The sequence below is a fragment of the Vibrio sp. C8 genome, from assembly GCF_054051265.1.
In genome coordinates, this window is record NZ_JBPAOE010000033.1 from 243521 (window position 1) to 259659 (window position 16139).

The 16139-nt window shown below is 43.7% G+C and carries 12 protein-coding genes; 7 read left to right on the forward strand and 5 right to left on the reverse strand.

The annotated features are described in order from the left end of the window. Positions 1-120: 120 nt before the first annotated feature. Positions 121-1998: an AsmA family protein gene (locus tag ACRQQK_RS15395; protein WP_457512811.1), complete on the forward strand. Its 1878-nt coding sequence runs from the start codon at positions 121-123 to the stop codon at positions 1996-1998. A gap of 9 nt (positions 1999-2007) precedes the next feature. On the opposite strand, the gene ACRQQK_RS15400 is transcribed toward ACRQQK_RS15395, so the two are convergent. From ACRQQK_RS15400 to typA, 5 genes are all read right to left on the reverse strand, one after another. After that, on the reverse strand, positions 2008-2937 hold the full coding sequence (locus ACRQQK_RS15400; RefSeq protein WP_457512813.1) for a bifunctional GNAT family N-acetyltransferase/hotdog fold thioesterase: 930 nt from the start codon (positions 2935-2937) through the stop codon (positions 2008-2010). Positions 2938-2955: 18 nt separating this feature from the next. After that, positions 2956-3390 (reverse strand): D-aminoacyl-tRNA deacylase, encoded by a 435-nt coding sequence (dtd, locus tag ACRQQK_RS15405; protein ID WP_457512815.1) that lies wholly within the window; start codon positions 3388-3390, stop codon positions 2956-2958. Next, positions 3362-4276 (reverse strand): virulence factor BrkB family protein, encoded by a 915-nt coding sequence (locus ACRQQK_RS15410; RefSeq protein ID WP_457512817.1) that lies wholly within the window; start codon positions 4274-4276, stop codon positions 3362-3364. The genes dtd and ACRQQK_RS15410 overlap by 29 nt, the downstream gene beginning before the upstream one ends. Positions 4277-4420: 144 nt before the next feature. Then, entirely contained in the window at positions 4421-4948 is a 528-nt protein-coding gene (locus ACRQQK_RS15415) for an AAA family ATPase (protein ID WP_457512819.1), read from the reverse strand. Between the two features lie 86 nt (positions 4949-5034). Beyond that, positions 5035-6858 (reverse strand): translational GTPase TypA, encoded by a 1824-nt coding sequence (gene typA, locus ACRQQK_RS15420; RefSeq protein ID WP_457512821.1) that lies wholly within the window; start codon positions 6856-6858, stop codon positions 5035-5037. A gap of 503 nt (positions 6859-7361) precedes the next feature. On the opposite strand from typA, the gene glnA reads away from it, so the two are divergent. The 6 genes from glnA to add all read left to right on the forward strand — a co-directional run bounded on the left by glnA (position 7362) and on the right by add (position 15738). Continuing rightward, positions 7362-8771 carry a glutamate--ammonia ligase gene (glnA, locus tag ACRQQK_RS15425; RefSeq protein WP_457512823.1) on the forward strand — a complete coding sequence of 470 codons (1410 nt, stop codon included), beginning with the start codon at positions 7362-7364 and terminating at the stop codon, positions 8769-8771. A gap of 121 nt (positions 8772-8892) precedes the next feature. Further along, complete coding sequence (locus ACRQQK_RS15430) at positions 8893-9399, forward strand: DUF4124 domain-containing protein (protein WP_457512824.1); 507 nt, start codon at positions 8893-8895, stop codon at positions 9397-9399. Between the two features lie 134 nt (positions 9400-9533). After that, on the forward strand, positions 9534-10580 hold the full coding sequence (glnL, locus tag ACRQQK_RS15435) for a nitrogen regulation protein NR(II) (protein ID WP_457512826.1): 1047 nt from the start codon (positions 9534-9536) through the stop codon (positions 10578-10580). Positions 10581-10620: 40 nt separating this feature from the next. Beyond that, positions 10621-12024 carry a nitrogen regulation protein NR(I) gene (glnG, locus tag ACRQQK_RS15440; RefSeq protein ID WP_042484779.1) on the forward strand — a complete coding sequence of 468 codons (1404 nt, stop codon included), beginning with the start codon at positions 10621-10623 and terminating at the stop codon, positions 12022-12024. A gap of 74 nt (positions 12025-12098) precedes the next feature. Then, positions 12099-14654, forward strand: a complete 2556-nt coding sequence (gene gepA / locus ACRQQK_RS15445; RefSeq protein WP_457512828.1) for a phosphodiesterase GepA — start codon at positions 12099-12101, stop codon at positions 14652-14654. A 79-nt stretch (positions 14655-14733) separates the two neighbouring features. Beyond that, the gene (gene add, locus ACRQQK_RS15450) at positions 14734-15738 is read left to right on the forward strand and encodes an adenosine deaminase (RefSeq protein WP_457512830.1); all 1005 of its coding nucleotides are present in this window, start codon (positions 14734-14736) and stop codon (positions 15736-15738) included. Positions 15739-16139 lie beyond the last annotated feature (401 nt).

The following is a 16139-nucleotide window of genomic DNA, read 5'->3' on the forward strand; positions in this document are numbered from 1 at the left end:
ATCACCTCAGCATTTGACGTTTAAAAACTTAGCAAGCCCCTATTTTTAGGGGCTTTTTTGTTGAAGCGAATCGATATTTGATCAAAGCTGTTAGCTCGTTCCGTTTAGCCGATACAAACCATGAAGAAACTGTTAGCACTAGGGATTGGAGTTATAGTGTTACTACTTACGTTTACGTTGGTGGTATTTGGTGTTATGCACACCCGTTATTTTACCCCTTCCGCTCAATGGTTAACTCAACAGTTATGGCCGAACAAACTCTCCTTTTCTGACCTCGATTATGAATATCCAGCTCACTTCACCTTGCACAACGTCAGTATTGAGACGAAAGAACAACCGATCTCTTTTTCCAAAGTTGATATCTGGCTAAACGAAAAACTGATCAAACAAGACAAACTGGTCATTGATAGTCTGTTGCTTGATGGAGCGAACTTTTCTCAGGGTCTTCCGTCTTCAGACTTCCTTCAAAACTTACAATTGAACCAACTTGCTCTGCACAATGTGGACTTCTCGCATCAAGGACTAATTGCCCGAAGTGTCAATCTTCAGGTGAAGCACCCTCAATGGAGAGACCACGAACAGCTACTGCCTTATGGTGAGCTTCAGCTATCCGTAGACCAGTTTTATTGGGATGGTGAAGCTTTCGACAAAGTTTTGATTGATGCAGATTACAAAACGAATGACAGTACAGTTTATGGAGCATCGTTTAAATGGCGAGGTGCGGACTTTTCAGGTCAGGCAGAACAGTTTGATTCGGGATGGTCACTGATTAACACCACCATCAGCCACTTAAAACTGCCAGAATCATTAAACAGCACGACAGATAAACTGTGGCAGCAAGCGCTTAAATACATCACACATATCAACAGTCTGGATATTCTTAACAGCCAGATCACGTTAGCTGGCTTTGAACTGGAAAACACTGCCGCTTCGTTGGAAAACTTCTCTCTCACTCAATCTGTCTGGCAACAAGACAAAGGTTACCTGTCATTAAACGCTGATTCGATTTCATGGAAAGGTCTACAGTGGGTGGAACCAAGTATTAAGCTCGATTTTTCAGACCAATCCATTTCTATCAGCGATTTTTCAACCGAAGTTTTACAAGGTAGTGTTCAGTTATCAGGCAACGTGACACCAACCAGTATTCACTTAAAACAGTTTAATGCGAGAGGCATTAAATGGTTTGCTGATACACAGCAAGATTTAGCTTGGATACCTAAACAGTTGCCCCAGCTCAATGAGCTTGCCATAGATAGCTTGGCAATCAATAACCTGCAACTGATTCAGCTTATCAGCAAACCTTTCTGGCAACTGTCCGGACTAACCATTGAAGGAACGAATGCTCAGTTGGTTAAAAACACTCAGTGGGGCTTGTGGGATGGTAAGTTAGCTATCAGTGCTAACAGTGCAAGTGTCGGAGAGCTAATCAGCACTCAAGGGGTCATTGAAATGCACAGTGACAAAGGTAACTGGCAACTCGACAGAGCCTTCATCCCGCTTGAAAAAGGCTATCTAGAAGCCAATGCTTATTGGGATTTCACTCAGCCAAGCGCTCCTTGGTCTTTGACAGCGCATGCTGATGGTTTGCCATTCCCTGTGATAAACCACTTCGTTAAACTGCCAGTAAAAATCGACGCAATTACTGAATTCGACATCAACGCTGAAGGATTGGCTGGTGATTATTCGATGCTTTCCCACTCTATTACTGGGGAACTGAATGGCAGCATGCGTGACGGCATTATGGTTCTGAAAACACCTGACTCACTGGTTGTTCAACCGTTTGACGTTGATAACCTTAAATTGACTGCCGACAGAGGCCGAATCAGCTTAGCGAAAACACCGTTGAGAGGATTAGGGTTGGATGCAGATATTGTTGCCCAACTTGATTTGGTTTCACCTCAAGAAGGGCAATTTATCATTGATGTGAGTCAGGGCTGTAAGAAAGTCAGCTATGACCTGCTGAGAAATACGCAACAACAACTACCTTGCCCCGACTAAAGCTCGGTATTAATTTGCGCCAGCTTTTTTTAGGATCTCTTGATAGTTAGGGATGAGCATGTAGGTTCCAACGAAAGCTACAGAGTCAACATCACCACTTGATATGTTCACGTTCACCACGATTCGGGCTTTACGACCAGACGCTAAACGGTCCAAGTCCCCGCTAATTCCGTCTAAGGATGTGGAAGCAACAGGGTTATGTACCACTGGGTGATGATAACGAATATTACTGTCCACCAGCACTATATCACCTTCTAGGCCACGTTCACGCATCAACAACCACGCCATTCCCCAGCCAGTGAGCGTTGCCAAGGTAAAAGCAGAGCCGGCAAACATAGTATTGTGTGGATTGAGATTCGGGTTTATCTGCGCACAGCACTGAAACTGATAGCCAGTATATTGCTGAACTTTGATGCCCATTTTATCACTGATCGGAATTTGAGTTGCCCAACGATCCTGAAGCTCTGTACACCACTCTGGCTTACGTAATACATTTGCCATTGGGTCGAGATGTTTCACCATCTGTTGATGACGAACAGGACCTCGCTCATCGTTCAGTTCTCCGCGACGCTCAAAGCCGTTTCTTTCATAAAATGAAATGGCGTCCTCACGGGCACTACATACCAGACGTTTTGCTCCTTCCTGACGCGCTAAAGACTCCAGAGCAACTAATACTAACGATCCCATACCCTTGTTGCGACGAGCTGCTTTCACCGCCATATAGCGGATTTGGCCTTCACTGTCTGGGGTAATGTATAGACGACCGATTGCAATGGGTCTTCCTCTTCCATCGACAATCATGCGGTGATGACTCATAGGGTCATATTCATCGCGCTCTGAGCCGATAGGCATTCGCCAAGGCTCACGCAACATCTGCCAGCGGAAGTGGTAATACTTATTGAGCTGATTATCCGTAGTCGGCGTAATAAGTTTAAACATAGATTCCGTTCCTAAACATTATACCTGCAACCAAAATGTCACAGGTCCATCGTTGACTAGTGAGACTTTCATGTCTGCCGCAAAGCGTCCTCGCTCAGTTGGCAACACTTCTTCACATAAGTCAGAAAAATAATTATACAGACGCTCAGCATCTTGTGGATGAGCACCACGAGAAAACCCCGCTCGTGTCCCTTTTTTTGTATCTGCGGGCAAAGTGAACTGAGAAACAACCAACACGCTGCCACCCACATCTTTCACACTTAAATTCATTTTGCCAGCGTGGTCTTCAAATACTCGGTAGGAAGTCACGCGCTCCATCAAACGCTTAGCTTTCGCATCGTCATCTTCACGTTCAACACCTAGTAATACCAATAAACCTTTTTCAATTTCACCGACTACTTCACCGTCGACGCGTACTGCTGCTTCACTTACTCGTTGAATCAACGCTATCACTGGAATCTTCTTCCTTCTCAATCTTTGAAAGGGCATTCGAGTTTATCATGTCTTCTTCCTCACTCCAGCACTCACGCTCACCCAAAGCCGCTGTGACTTCTGCACCTATCAAGACAATCATCCAACACAGGTATATCCAGACGAACAGAATTGGTATCGCTGCCAACGCCCCATAAATAAGCTGATATGAGGGGAAATGGGTAATATAGGCCGCAAAGGCTTTCTTACTCAGTTCAAAGAGAATGGCAGCGGCCAGCGCTCCGACAAGAGAATGATAAATATAGACCTTTTTATTCGGAACCAGTAAGTACAAACCAGCAAAAGCGAAAAAAGAGAGCAAGAACGGCAGCCAACGCAAAAACAGGTTGTAAACGCCAACCAGAGCCTCACTATCAATGATTTTCAACGAAGTGATATAAGACGTCATTGCGATACTCGCCCCCAGCAGAAGAGGCCCCAGCGTCAAAATCATCCAGTACATAGAAAAAGAAAAAACAACACGTCGTTTATTTCTCACCCGCCATATGTAGTTCAAGTTTTTATCTATGTTGGAAATCAGCATTAAAGCAGCAACAAACAGAAATACACCACCAACAGCAGTCATTTTCGCCGTATTAGTAATGAACTCTGTTAGCGCAGTGCGTACCGCTAAGCCAGCGGCAGGAACAAAGTGTTCAATCACAAAGTCTTGCAGAATTTCACCCACATTTGAGAAGATCTCAAATGACGACATGATAGAGAGTGAAACCGTAAACATCGGCACGATGGAAAGCAAAGTAATATACGCCAGATACCCTGCATTAACATTCACGCGATCATGTTTCATTCTTAAAACTAAATATCGGCCAAATGCATAGGTTTGTTTGACCGAATGCTGTAAGTCCAATTGCACTCTCCTGACTGTTTTTACCCGGACAAACTCTCGATGCGAGAGTTTGTATGTTTGTAACGTACTAATTTTAATAGAGTGGGACTCAACTTGCTTAGTTCAAGGTTAACTTTGATAGATAAACCAAACAATGTTCCCTGATCAGGTTGTTGAGAGAGTATTCAAGACAAATTCAACTCGTTCGTTGACCGTCTTAAAAGGGACTTCAATACAGCAGTAACCAAACTGCTGATAAATGTCCACCAACCTGTAATGAATATCTAAAGCCTCTTCAAAAGGATAAGGACGAATTTCATCCTGAACATAAATATCTTGGTGAGGGCAACAAACAAAAACCTTACGGAAGTATCCCTTGCTTTCCAATAAATACTGTTCGTCAGGCTCTATTTCAGCACCTTTTAAATATCCACATATATCCGGTATTGCTCTATCCAAGAAGGCGATGGAATGTTCACTCGCTTTACTCTTTTGCTGTTTCATAACTTCAAAACATAAAGCGGCGAACCCCGACATATTTTCCCATGGAAGAATGCCATCTGTTAACTGGCTTTGCTGCTCAATCAAATCACGAGAAGATTCCTGAAAAGTTGTAAATCCTCTATCTGACAAAGCTTTGATCAGCGTTGTCTTACCTGCGCCGGGACCGCCCGTGATAATCACAGGAAACATAATAAATGCCTCACACTATTTAGATACAAAAAACCCCTAGCTTACACAGCTAGGGGTTTTTAAAAACGATAACCTAAGAGGGTTAATTAACCGCGAGATGCACGTTTACGATCGTTTTCCGTTAGGTGACGCTTACGGATACGGATGCTCTCTGGAGTTACTTCTACTAGTTCATCATCATCAATGAACTCTAGAGCTTGCTCTAGAGTGAACTTGATTGCTGGAGTCAGAACTTGAGCTTCATCAGTACCAGATGCACGTACGTTAGTTAGCTGTTTACCTTTCAAACAGTTAACTGTCAGGTCATTTGAACGGTTATGGATACCAATTACTTGACCTTCGTACACTTCGTCAGCGTGCTCCGTAAATAGACGACCACGCTCTTGAAGGTTAAATAGTGCATAAGTCAACGCTTTACCAGTCGCATTTGAAATCAATACACCGTTTACACGCTGACCAATTTCGCCACCTTTGTGCGGTGCGTAATGATCAAACGTATGGTAAAGAAGACCTGAACCTGATGTTAGAGTTAAAAACTCTGTTTGGAAACCAATCAAACCACGAGAAGGCATCATGAAGTCAAGACGCACACGGCCTTTACCATCTGGAGACATATCTTTCAGCTCGCCTTTACGCATGCCGATTTTCTCCATGATACCGCCTTGGTGTTCTTCTTGAACGTCGATAGTCACAGTTTCAAACGGTTCCATTAGCTGACCATTTTCTTCTTTCAGAATTACTTCTGGACGAGATACAGCAAGCTCAAAACCTTCACGACGCATGTTCTCAATAAGAATTGAAAGGTGAAGCTCACCACGACCAGACACACGGAATTTATCTGGATCGTCTGTTTGTTCAACACGTAGTGCTACGTTGTGAACCAATTCTTTTTCAAGACGCTCAAGAATATTACGTGAAGTTACGAACTTACCTTCTTTACCAGCAAACGGAGAAGTGTTTACTTGGAAAGTCATCGTTACCGTTGGTTCATCAACACTTAGTGGTGGAAGAGCTTCAACCGTGTTCACATCACAGATGGTGTCAGAGATTTTCAGTTCACCAAGACCAGTGATCGCAACGATGTCACCCGCAGTTGCTTGCTCAGTTTCAGAACGTTGTAGGCCTAGGTAACCAAGAACTGTACCTACTTTACCGTTACGTTTCTTACCATCTGCACCAACAACTGTAACTTGTTGGTTTGGTTTTACTGTACCGCGAGTTACACGACCAACACCGATTACACCTACGTATGAGCTGTAATCAAGCTGAGAGATTTGCATTTGCAATGCACCAGCTGGATCAACTTGTGGTGGTTCAACGTTGTCTACGATAGCTTGGAACAATGGTTCCATGTTCTCGCCAGTTGCGCCTTCTTCCAGAGTCGCCCAACCGTTAAGAGCTGAAGCGTAAACTACTTGGAAATCTAGCTGTTCATCACTTGCACCTAGGTTATCAAATAGGTCAAAAACTTGGTCCATTACCCAATCAGGACGAGCACCAGGACGGTCGATTTTGTTGATAACAACGATTGGCTTCAAACCGTGAGCAAACGCTTTTTGCGTTACGAAACGAGTTTGTGGCATAGGGCCGTCAACAGCGTCAACGATCAAACATACGCAGTCAACCATTGACATAATACGTTCAACTTCACCACCAAAGTCCGCGTGCCCTGGAGTATCTACGATGTTGATACGGTAGTCGTTCCAGTTAATTGCTGTGTTTTTAGCAAGAATTGTAATACCACGTTCTTTTTCGATATCGTTCGAGTCCATGACTCGCTCTTCGATGTCACCGCGTGATTCTAACGTACCCGATTGTTGGAGTAGTTTGTCAACAAGAGTCGTTTTACCGTGGTCAACGTGCGCGATGATCGCGATATTTCTTAATTTATCTATCTGTGGAGTAGCCATGGAGTTTGCTTCACTTATATACACAAAATAGCCCGCCTTTATGGGATATAAAGACGTAGCCTTAATTTGGTTCAAAAAACGGGCAATAATGTACCAGATTTTGACGAAAAACCTAGGAATATGTGATCTATCACGCTGATTTTCACTCTATAGAGCCTAGTCGTTAATCTCATTTAAAACAAATAGTGACAAATTATAGTTAATTACACTTAAAAAAACTGAGTGAATCATTGTGTGAATAGTGTACGCTTTGATAGAAATTGGTGCATCGCTCATGCATTTGCACCAATTTAGTTCATCGAGAACCCTTTTTGGTGCACCGCTAAGCACCAAAAAAAACACAATGCAAGTAATGCATTGATTTATATGGGCTAAAATGTTTGGCACGAATATCGCAAGCATATGTTCAACATCGATTAAGATGGGTTTAAGCACTGATTAATGCAAGAAACTAATTTTGATTCGAGCCCAAATCGCTTTATTAACACTGGAGGTTATCCGAGATGTCAGTAGAAAACGTACTATCGCTGATTCAAGAAAACGAAGTTAAGTTTGTGGACCTACGTTTCACAGATACAAAAGGTAAAGAGCAACACATTTCGATTCCTGCTCACCAAATCGATGCAGACTTCTTCGAAGATGGCAAAATGTTCGATGGTTCATCAGTTGCTGGCTGGAAAGGCATCAATGAATCTGACATGGTGATGATGCCAGATGCTGCGTCTGCAGTGTTAGACCCATTTACAGAAGAATCAACGCTAAACATCCGTTGTGACATCCTAGAACCTGCAACAATGCAAGGTTATGACCGCGACCCTCGTTCTATTGCTAAACGCGCTGAAGAGTACATGCGTTCAACTGGTCTTGCAGACACTGTTCTTGTTGGTCCAGAGCCAGAATTCTTCCTATTTGACGATGTTAAGTTCTCAACTGACATGTCTGGTTCTTTCTTCAAGATCGATGACGTAGAAGCTGCGTGGAACACTGGTTCTGATTACGAAGATGGTAACAAAGGTCACCGTCCAGGCGTTAAAGGTGGTTACTTCCCAGTAGCTCCAGTGGATTCATCTCAAGACCTTCGTTCTGCTATGTGTCTAATCATGGAAGAAATGGGCCTTGTTGTTGAAGCTCACCACCACGAAGTTGCAACTGCGGGTCAAAACGAAATCGCAACTCGTTTCAACACGCTAACAGCAAAAGCAGACGAAATCCAAATCTACAAGTACGTTGTTCACAACGTGGCTCATGCGTTTGGTAAAACAGCGACTTTCATGCCTAAACCACTCGTTGGCGACAACGGTTCTGGTATGCACGTTCACCAATCTCTAGCGAAAGACGGTGTTAACCTATTCGCTGGCGACAAGTACGGCGGCCTATCTGAAATGGCGCTTTACTACATCGGTGGTATCATCAAACACGCTCGTGCACTGAACGCGTTGACTAACCCATCAACTAACTCGTACAAACGTTTGGTTCCTCACTACGAAGCGCCAGTTATGCTTGCTTACTCAGCTCGTAACCGTTCTGCGTCTATCCGTATTCCAGTGGTACCAAGCCCTAAAGCTCGTCGTATCGAAGTTCGCTTCCCAGATCCAGCAGCAAACCCATACCTAGCATTCGCAGCAATGCTGATGGCTGGTCTTGACGGTATTAAGAACAAGATCCACCCAGGCGAAGCTATGGATAAAGACTTGTACGACCTACCAGCAGAAGAAGAAGCAGAGATTCCAAAAGTTGCAGAGTCTCTACAACAAGCTCTGCAATGTCTAAGTGACGACCGTGAGTTCCTAACTGCAGGTGGCGTTTTCTCTGATGATTTCATCAACTCTTACATTGAGCTGAAAACAAAAGACGTACAACGTGTAAACGTAGCCGTTCACCCACTAGAGTTCGAACTATACTACTCTGTATAAGAATTCGCTTTAACGATATATCAGGCTCGCCTCGCAGGCGGGCCTTTTTTCTATTCTCAGATACGAATTTCTCATTAGCATAATCAGCACCATTTGAATCCACTTCGTATCGGAGCTCACATTGAAAAACGCTTTACTTCTATTCTTTCTGCTGTGTGTAAGTAACTCAACAACAAGCAAAGAGATCTACATTTGGTTAGACGACAAAGGTGTACAGCATTTCAGTGATACCCCAGAACCAAGTGCAAAGCCTCTCGCAATATCGAGTTTCGAAACTTCCAATAGCGGCCTAGCTGAGACTAAAGCACGAAAATCTCAACGCATTGAAGAAGCCTTAACGCCACTCAGTATCAGTATCTTATCGCCCAGTGATGGTGAAACCATTCGCAGCAATGAAGGTAACATAAGCATCACTATAGGTTTAAACAGACAACTAACAGACCCCGAACGACTACAATTGCTGATGAATGGACAGCCAATAGGTGCACCTAGCACCAGAACGGTGTGGCCGCTCAAAAACATTGAACGAGGCTCTCATCGCTTTTTAATTCAGGCAGTTGGAAGCGGCAAGGTTATTGCATCTAGCTCTGTTGTAACGGTGTATCTTCATCGGGCGTCCGTGAATTAGTCGATAAGCTACTAATTAGCCTGATATCACAAAGAGTTTCTCTTTTTCTTTGCATACCGTTGCGCCATACTTGACATTTCAATGCACCAAAAAGGTGCGTTGCATTATTTTGGAACACGGACAAGGAAAAAACTGTGAATGCAGAACTGAGCCACACCATTTTAAACAACGTCGTAACGGCCACTTTAATGTTGGACGAATTGTTGTGCGTACGTTATGCAAACCCAGCAGCTGAACAATTGTTCTCACAAAGTGCCAAACGTATTACCAACCAGCCTCTTTCCAAGCTGATTCAACACGCCTCGATGGATTTGGCATTGCTGACTCAACCTTTACAAAGTGGCCAAAGCATTACTGATAGCGACGTGACTTTTGTTGTCGACGGTAAGCCGTTAATGCTTGAAGTGACGGTTAGTCCTATGTCATGGGATAAAGATTTGTATTTATTGGTTGAAATGAGACGTATAGGCCAACAAAGACGCCTGACCCAAGAACTCAACCAACATGCACAACAACAAGCAGCCAAATTATTGGTTCGTGGATTGGCTCATGAAATTAAAAACCCTCTAGGCGGATTGCGCGGTGCTGCACAGCTTTTAGAACGAATGTTGCCCGATCAAAGCCTCACCGAATACACCCAAATTATTATTGAACAAGCTGATCGCCTAAGAGCATTGGTTGACCGTTTATTAGGGCCGCAAAAGCCAGGTAAAAAGAAGTCAGAAAATCTGCACCTTATTTTAGAGAAAGTACGCCAGCTTGTTGAACTCGAAGGTGGGCCTGAATTAGTCATCGAACGTGACTATGATCCGAGCTTGCCTGACATAATGATGGACATGGATCAAATAGAGCAAGCTTTACTCAATATCGTCAGCAACGCTGCACAGATCTTATCTAATCAAAAACATCAACAGATCACACTGCGTACCAGAACCGTCCATCAAGCAACCATTCAAGGCCAACGACATAAGTTAGTGGCCAGAATAGAGATTACAGACAACGGCCCGGGCATTCCGATGGAATTGCAAGACACCTTATTCTACCCAATGGTCAGTGGACGCGAAGGTGGAACTGGTCTAGGGCTATCAATCTCTCAAAACCTGATCGACCAGCATAATGGAAAAATTGAAGTAGAAAGCTGGCCAGGCAGAACCACGTTCACTATTTATTTACCAATTTAGACACATTAGTCACAAGATTTGCTGCTAAGGAATTAAAACTATGAGTAAAGGATACGTATGGGTTGTCGATGACGACAGTTCTATCCGCTGGGTTATGGAAAAGACTCTTTCATCAGCCAATATCAAATGTGAAACCTTTTCCGATGCCGAAAGCGTTTTAATGGCATTAGAGCGAGAAACACCTGATGTGTTAGTTTCCGATATTCGTATGCCGGGGATTGACGGCATCGAGTTACTCAATCAAGTACATTCGCGTTCACCAGAGTTGCCGGTCATCATCATGACTGCTCACTCTGATTTGGATGCTGCGGTTAACGCCTACCAGAAAGGCGCATTTGAATACTTACCAAAGCCGTTTGATGTGGATGAAACGCTTACTTTGGTTGAGCGTGCCATTGCTCACGGCCAAGAGCAACGTAAAGAGCAATCAAAACAACTTGAGCAGTCCTATGATTCACCGGAAATCATTGGTGAAGCTCCGGCTATGCAGGAAGTGTTTCGCGCTATCGGTCGCTTGTCCCGCTCTTCCATCTCAGTATTGATAAACGGCGAATCCGGTACAGGTAAAGAGCTCGTAGCCCATGCTCTTCATCGTCACAGTCCTAGAGCACAAAAACCGTTTATCGCCCTGAACATGGCAGCGATTCCCAAAGATCTGATTGAATCTGAGCTCTTTGGTCACGAAAAAGGTGCCTTTACAGGGGCAAACAACGTGCGCCAAGGCCGATTTGAACAAGCAAACGGAGGAACATTATTCCTTGATGAAATTGGGGATATGCCACTCGATATTCAGACTCGTTTATTACGGGTATTGGCTGATGGTCAGTTCTACCGTGTGGGTGGTCACTCAGCGATAAAAGTTGATGTTCGTATCGTAGCTGCGACTCACCAGAACCTAGAGAAGCTTGTTCACCAAGGCAAGTTTCGTGAAGATTTGTTTCATCGTTTGAATGTAATACGCATTCAAATTCCATCTTTACGTGAGCGCCGTCAAGATATCGAAAAGCTTACTCAACATTTCCTCGCACTTGCCGCTAAAGAACTAGGAGTCGAGATGAAAACTCTTCATCCTAAAGCTGTAGAAATTCTTAACCGTCTAGATTGGCCCGGTAACGTTCGCCAATTAGAAAACATGTGTCGTTGGTTAACGGTCATGGCAAGCGGTTCAGAGGTTTTGCCAAGTGATCTTCCATCAGAATTGATTTCAGAGAAGAAAAGTGTCGATTTTGAAAATGACACCAGTTGGCAAAAGCAGTTGGAGTCGTGGGCTAAATCAGCACTGGCATCGGGAGAAACGGAAATTCTTTCGTACGCATTACCTGAATTCGAACGTATACTTCTAGAAGCAGCACTACATCATACGAATGGTCATAAACAAGATGCTGCAAAAGTACTAGGCTGGGGTCGTAACACGCTTACAAGGAAACTCAAAGAACTGTACTGATTTTATTTCTATCAGGCATTCGATGAGCCCTTTCCTGTAGGCATAGGAATAGTGCTTTTATTAAGATCAGGGATATGCCTTTTAAGAAGCAAATAAAATTAAAAACGGCTGTATTACTACCGTTCGTGATCATCTTCTCGGTCACGTTCGGGGTGATTGCTTTTGTCCAAAAAGCCAACTATGAACAAATGGTCCAAGATATCAGTAGCAAACAGCTAACGTATCTGACCAATAATGTTGAACAGCGCCTCTACAATTTTCTCGAAGAGCCTTTTTTAGCGAACTTAAGTTTGAGTCACAACCTCGGCTTCAGTCACCTCTATCAAAAAGGTAACACGCAAAAAATAGAAGACTTCTTCAGATTCAATTTTTCAGATCTCTATAAATCCATCCCCCAGTTGGATGTGATCGGGTTTGGTGGCATCAACGCAGAATATGTCGGCTTCCGAAAAGAGGTGGATCAAAGCTACACTTTGATGGTTCAAGACAGACGCACCCAAAATAAGCTCGTTATTTATCAGAACGATATTGTGAGTAAGGATGTCCGATCTGTAATAGACGATTATGACCCACGAGTGCGCCCTTGGTATGCCCCTGTCGCTGAAAGCCCTAAACCGATGTGGTCTTCAATTTATACCAACGCCGATGAGCGCCAAGAGATCACCCTTTCTTCATTAAGCCCGGTTTTTCAAGACAAACAATTTGTCGGCGTCTCCGTCACTGATGTCAAGATCGATACATTTAATGCCTTTTTACGTGCAATGAAGCAGCAAACTGAGGCAGATATCTACATTTTTGATAATGAGCACCGACTCATTGCTCATTCAAGTGCTGGCGGTGTGGTTTCTTGGGGAACAAGCTTATCACCGAAAGGGACGCGTTTGATGGCTACGGAGAACGCCAGCCCTGTCATTAAAGCCAGTGCTGAACACTTCAAACAGCTTGAACAACCAACTGATATCGCGACGAAAAACTTCGTCACTCATGTCAACAGTGATCGCTATTTCAACAAGGTAACACCTTTTGAAGACGAGTTTGGATTGCATTGGTTTATCGGCGTCTCAATTTCAGAACCAAATTTATTAGGTGAAGTCCCTTACAATCAACGTAATGCTTGGTATATCGGCCTGCTAATCAGCTTGTTTGGCATTGGTATCGGCTACATTGCGTTTAATCGTATTACTGCACCAATTACATCCACGGCTTCCGCAGCTCAACATTTGGCACGTGGTGACTGGGCAACACCAATGCCAAAATCCGGCAATATCTATGAAACCAGCTTACTGGTTCACGCGTTTAATGAAATGGCCAACAACCTGAAAGCGTCGTTTAAAGCTCTACGAACACAGTTGGTGTATGACTCACTTACGAAGCTTTATAGTCGCGAGGGTTTAGTTGAAAGTTGCAGTAACCTGAAAAATCTCAACGGCTGTTTGTTCCTTATTGGTATCGATAAATTCAGAGATATTAACGATAGCTTGGGTCACCAACTGGCAGACCAACTGCTTATCGCTATCGCTCAACGGCTAAAAAACATTTACGCGTCTGACGCCTATATAGCTCGAATTGGCGGCGATGAATTTGCGCTATATCTTCCTCTCGTACAAAATGAGCAGGAAATTCAAGATGAAGCAAACCGCATTCTGCAGTTATTTGCAACGCCTTACTCAATGCCAAACGAACCTATCGCGGTCAACGTATCTGTCGGCATAGTGCATAACTTTGACTCAACCAACATGACCGTCTGGCTGAGAAACGGCAGTATAGCTTTAAGCAACGCCAAATCAGATTCAACACGAATCAGCTACTACGCACCGGAAATGGCGGGAATATCTCGTAAGAGAACTCAAATGGTGACACTGTTAAAAGTCGCCATAGAGAAACATGAATTTGTTCCGTTTTATCAACCAATCGTTGACTTAAACAGTGGCGAAGTTCTAGGCGCAGAAGCTCTGGCTCGCTGGATTTCACCTGAACTTGGCTTGGTACCACCAACCGAGTTCATTCCCGTGGCTGAAGAGAGTGGGCTGATCAACACCATTGGTGAACAGATACTCCTACAAGCATGCATCGACACAGTAAAAGGGATTGAAGAAGGTAAGTGGGCATGCGATTTTCGTATGCACGTCAATTTGTCCGTAAGTCAGCTTTCCAGCTATCTTTTCTTACCGCAACTTGAAGAAATACTACGCATCACTCAGTTAAGACCGAGTAATCTGGCGTTAGAGATTACCGAATCGAAGATAGTTGATAATGATCCAATCATTTTGAGCAATATGCTTGCGTTGAAAAAATTGGGGATACATATCGCTATCGATGATTTTGGCACTGGTTATAGTTCGCTATCTTACTTACATAAGTTGCCTTTTGATTGCTTAAAGATAGATAGAGCTTTTATTATGCAACTCAATCAGGAGCATTTAGAAGAGAGTATCGTTGCTGCCATTATCAACATGATGAAAGGCTTTAAAGTACAACTGGTCGCGGAAGGGATAGAAACGCAGGAGCAAGTAGATTTGCTTCATCAACTAAACTGCCCACAAGGCCAAGGCTTTCTATTCAGTAAACCAATCCCTTACCAAGAATGGCCAACAAACTTAGTTAACATGAGGCAAAAAACAGCAAATTAGGTTTATTTTGCCTCAATCAGCTACTGACAGGTGGGACATTGGTTCTTATACTTCACCCAGATAACAATGGGGATAGATAATGATAACCAAGAACTTACCATTAACGGATTTACACCGTCATTTAGATGGCAATATACGCACTCAAACTATCCTAGATTTAGGCACAAAGTTTGGTGTGAAATTACCTGCGAATAACATTATCGATTTAACACCTCATGTGCAGATAGTAGAAGCAGAACCCTCATTGGTCGCATTTCTATCCAAACTCGATTGGGGTGTAGCGGTATTAGGCAATTTGGATGCATGCCGACGCGTAGCCTATGAAAACGTAGAAGATGCACTGAATGCGCAAATTGACTACGCTGAACTTCGCTTCTCTCCTTATTACATGGCAATGAAGCACAACTTACCAGTAGAAGGTGTCGTTGAAGCCGTTGTTGATGGCGTGAAAGCTGGCATTCGTGACTTTGGTATCAAGGCTAACCTTATAGGTATCATGAGCCGTACGTTTGGCACAGAGGCCTGCCAACAAGAACTCAACGCAATCCTATCTCAACGAGATAACATTGTTGCCGTCGACTTAGCGGGTGACGAACTGGGCCAACCAGGTGAGCTTTTCACTAGTCACTTTAAACAAGTTCGTGATTCAGGCTTAAATATCACTGTTCATGCTGGAGAAGCAGCTGGCCCAGAAAGTATGTGGCAAGCCATCCAAGATCTTGGTGCTACACGCATTGGACATGGTGTGAAAGCAATTCAAGATCCTAAACTGATGGATTACTTAGCAGAGCATAAGATAGGTATTGAGTCTTGCTTAACATCAAACATTCAAACCAGCACTGTTGAAAGCTTACAGAGTCACCCTCTGAAACAATTCTTAGAACATGGTGTACTCGCTTGCCTAAATACCGATGACCCAGCCGTAGAGGGTATAGAACTGCCGCACGAGTATGAAGTTGCAGCCCCTCAAGCCGGCTTGTCTCAAGATCAAATTCGCCAAGCTCAAATAAACGGATTAGAACTGGCATTTTTGTCTGACTCAGAAAAAGAAGCGCTTAAACTAAAAGCCGCCAAAAGAGCTTAAGCGTAATACGTTAAAAGCCGATGCATCTGCATCGGCTTTTTTATATCTGTTTTTTGAGATGGGGAAACATTTGAAGAGTGGAATGAAAAGGAGACAAATAATTGAGTCGATATGGACTAGCCCTGCTAAAACGATGTCTTCAAACGTAACAAACTCATCATTCCTCAAAAAACCTACCGTAATTTATACACCTTATTGGTACTTCCCCAGTGTGACAGCTCGGCTTTCTTTTAAACCAAGCGCACCACTCTGAACTGTCACTCTGTATTGGTCACTTTTCTCCAGACGTAAAAAAGCCCCAGTCTTTCGACTGAGGCTTCAAATAGTGGCGGAGCGGACGGGACTCGAACCCGCGACCCCCGGCGTGACAGGCCGGTATTCTAACCAACTGAACTACCGCT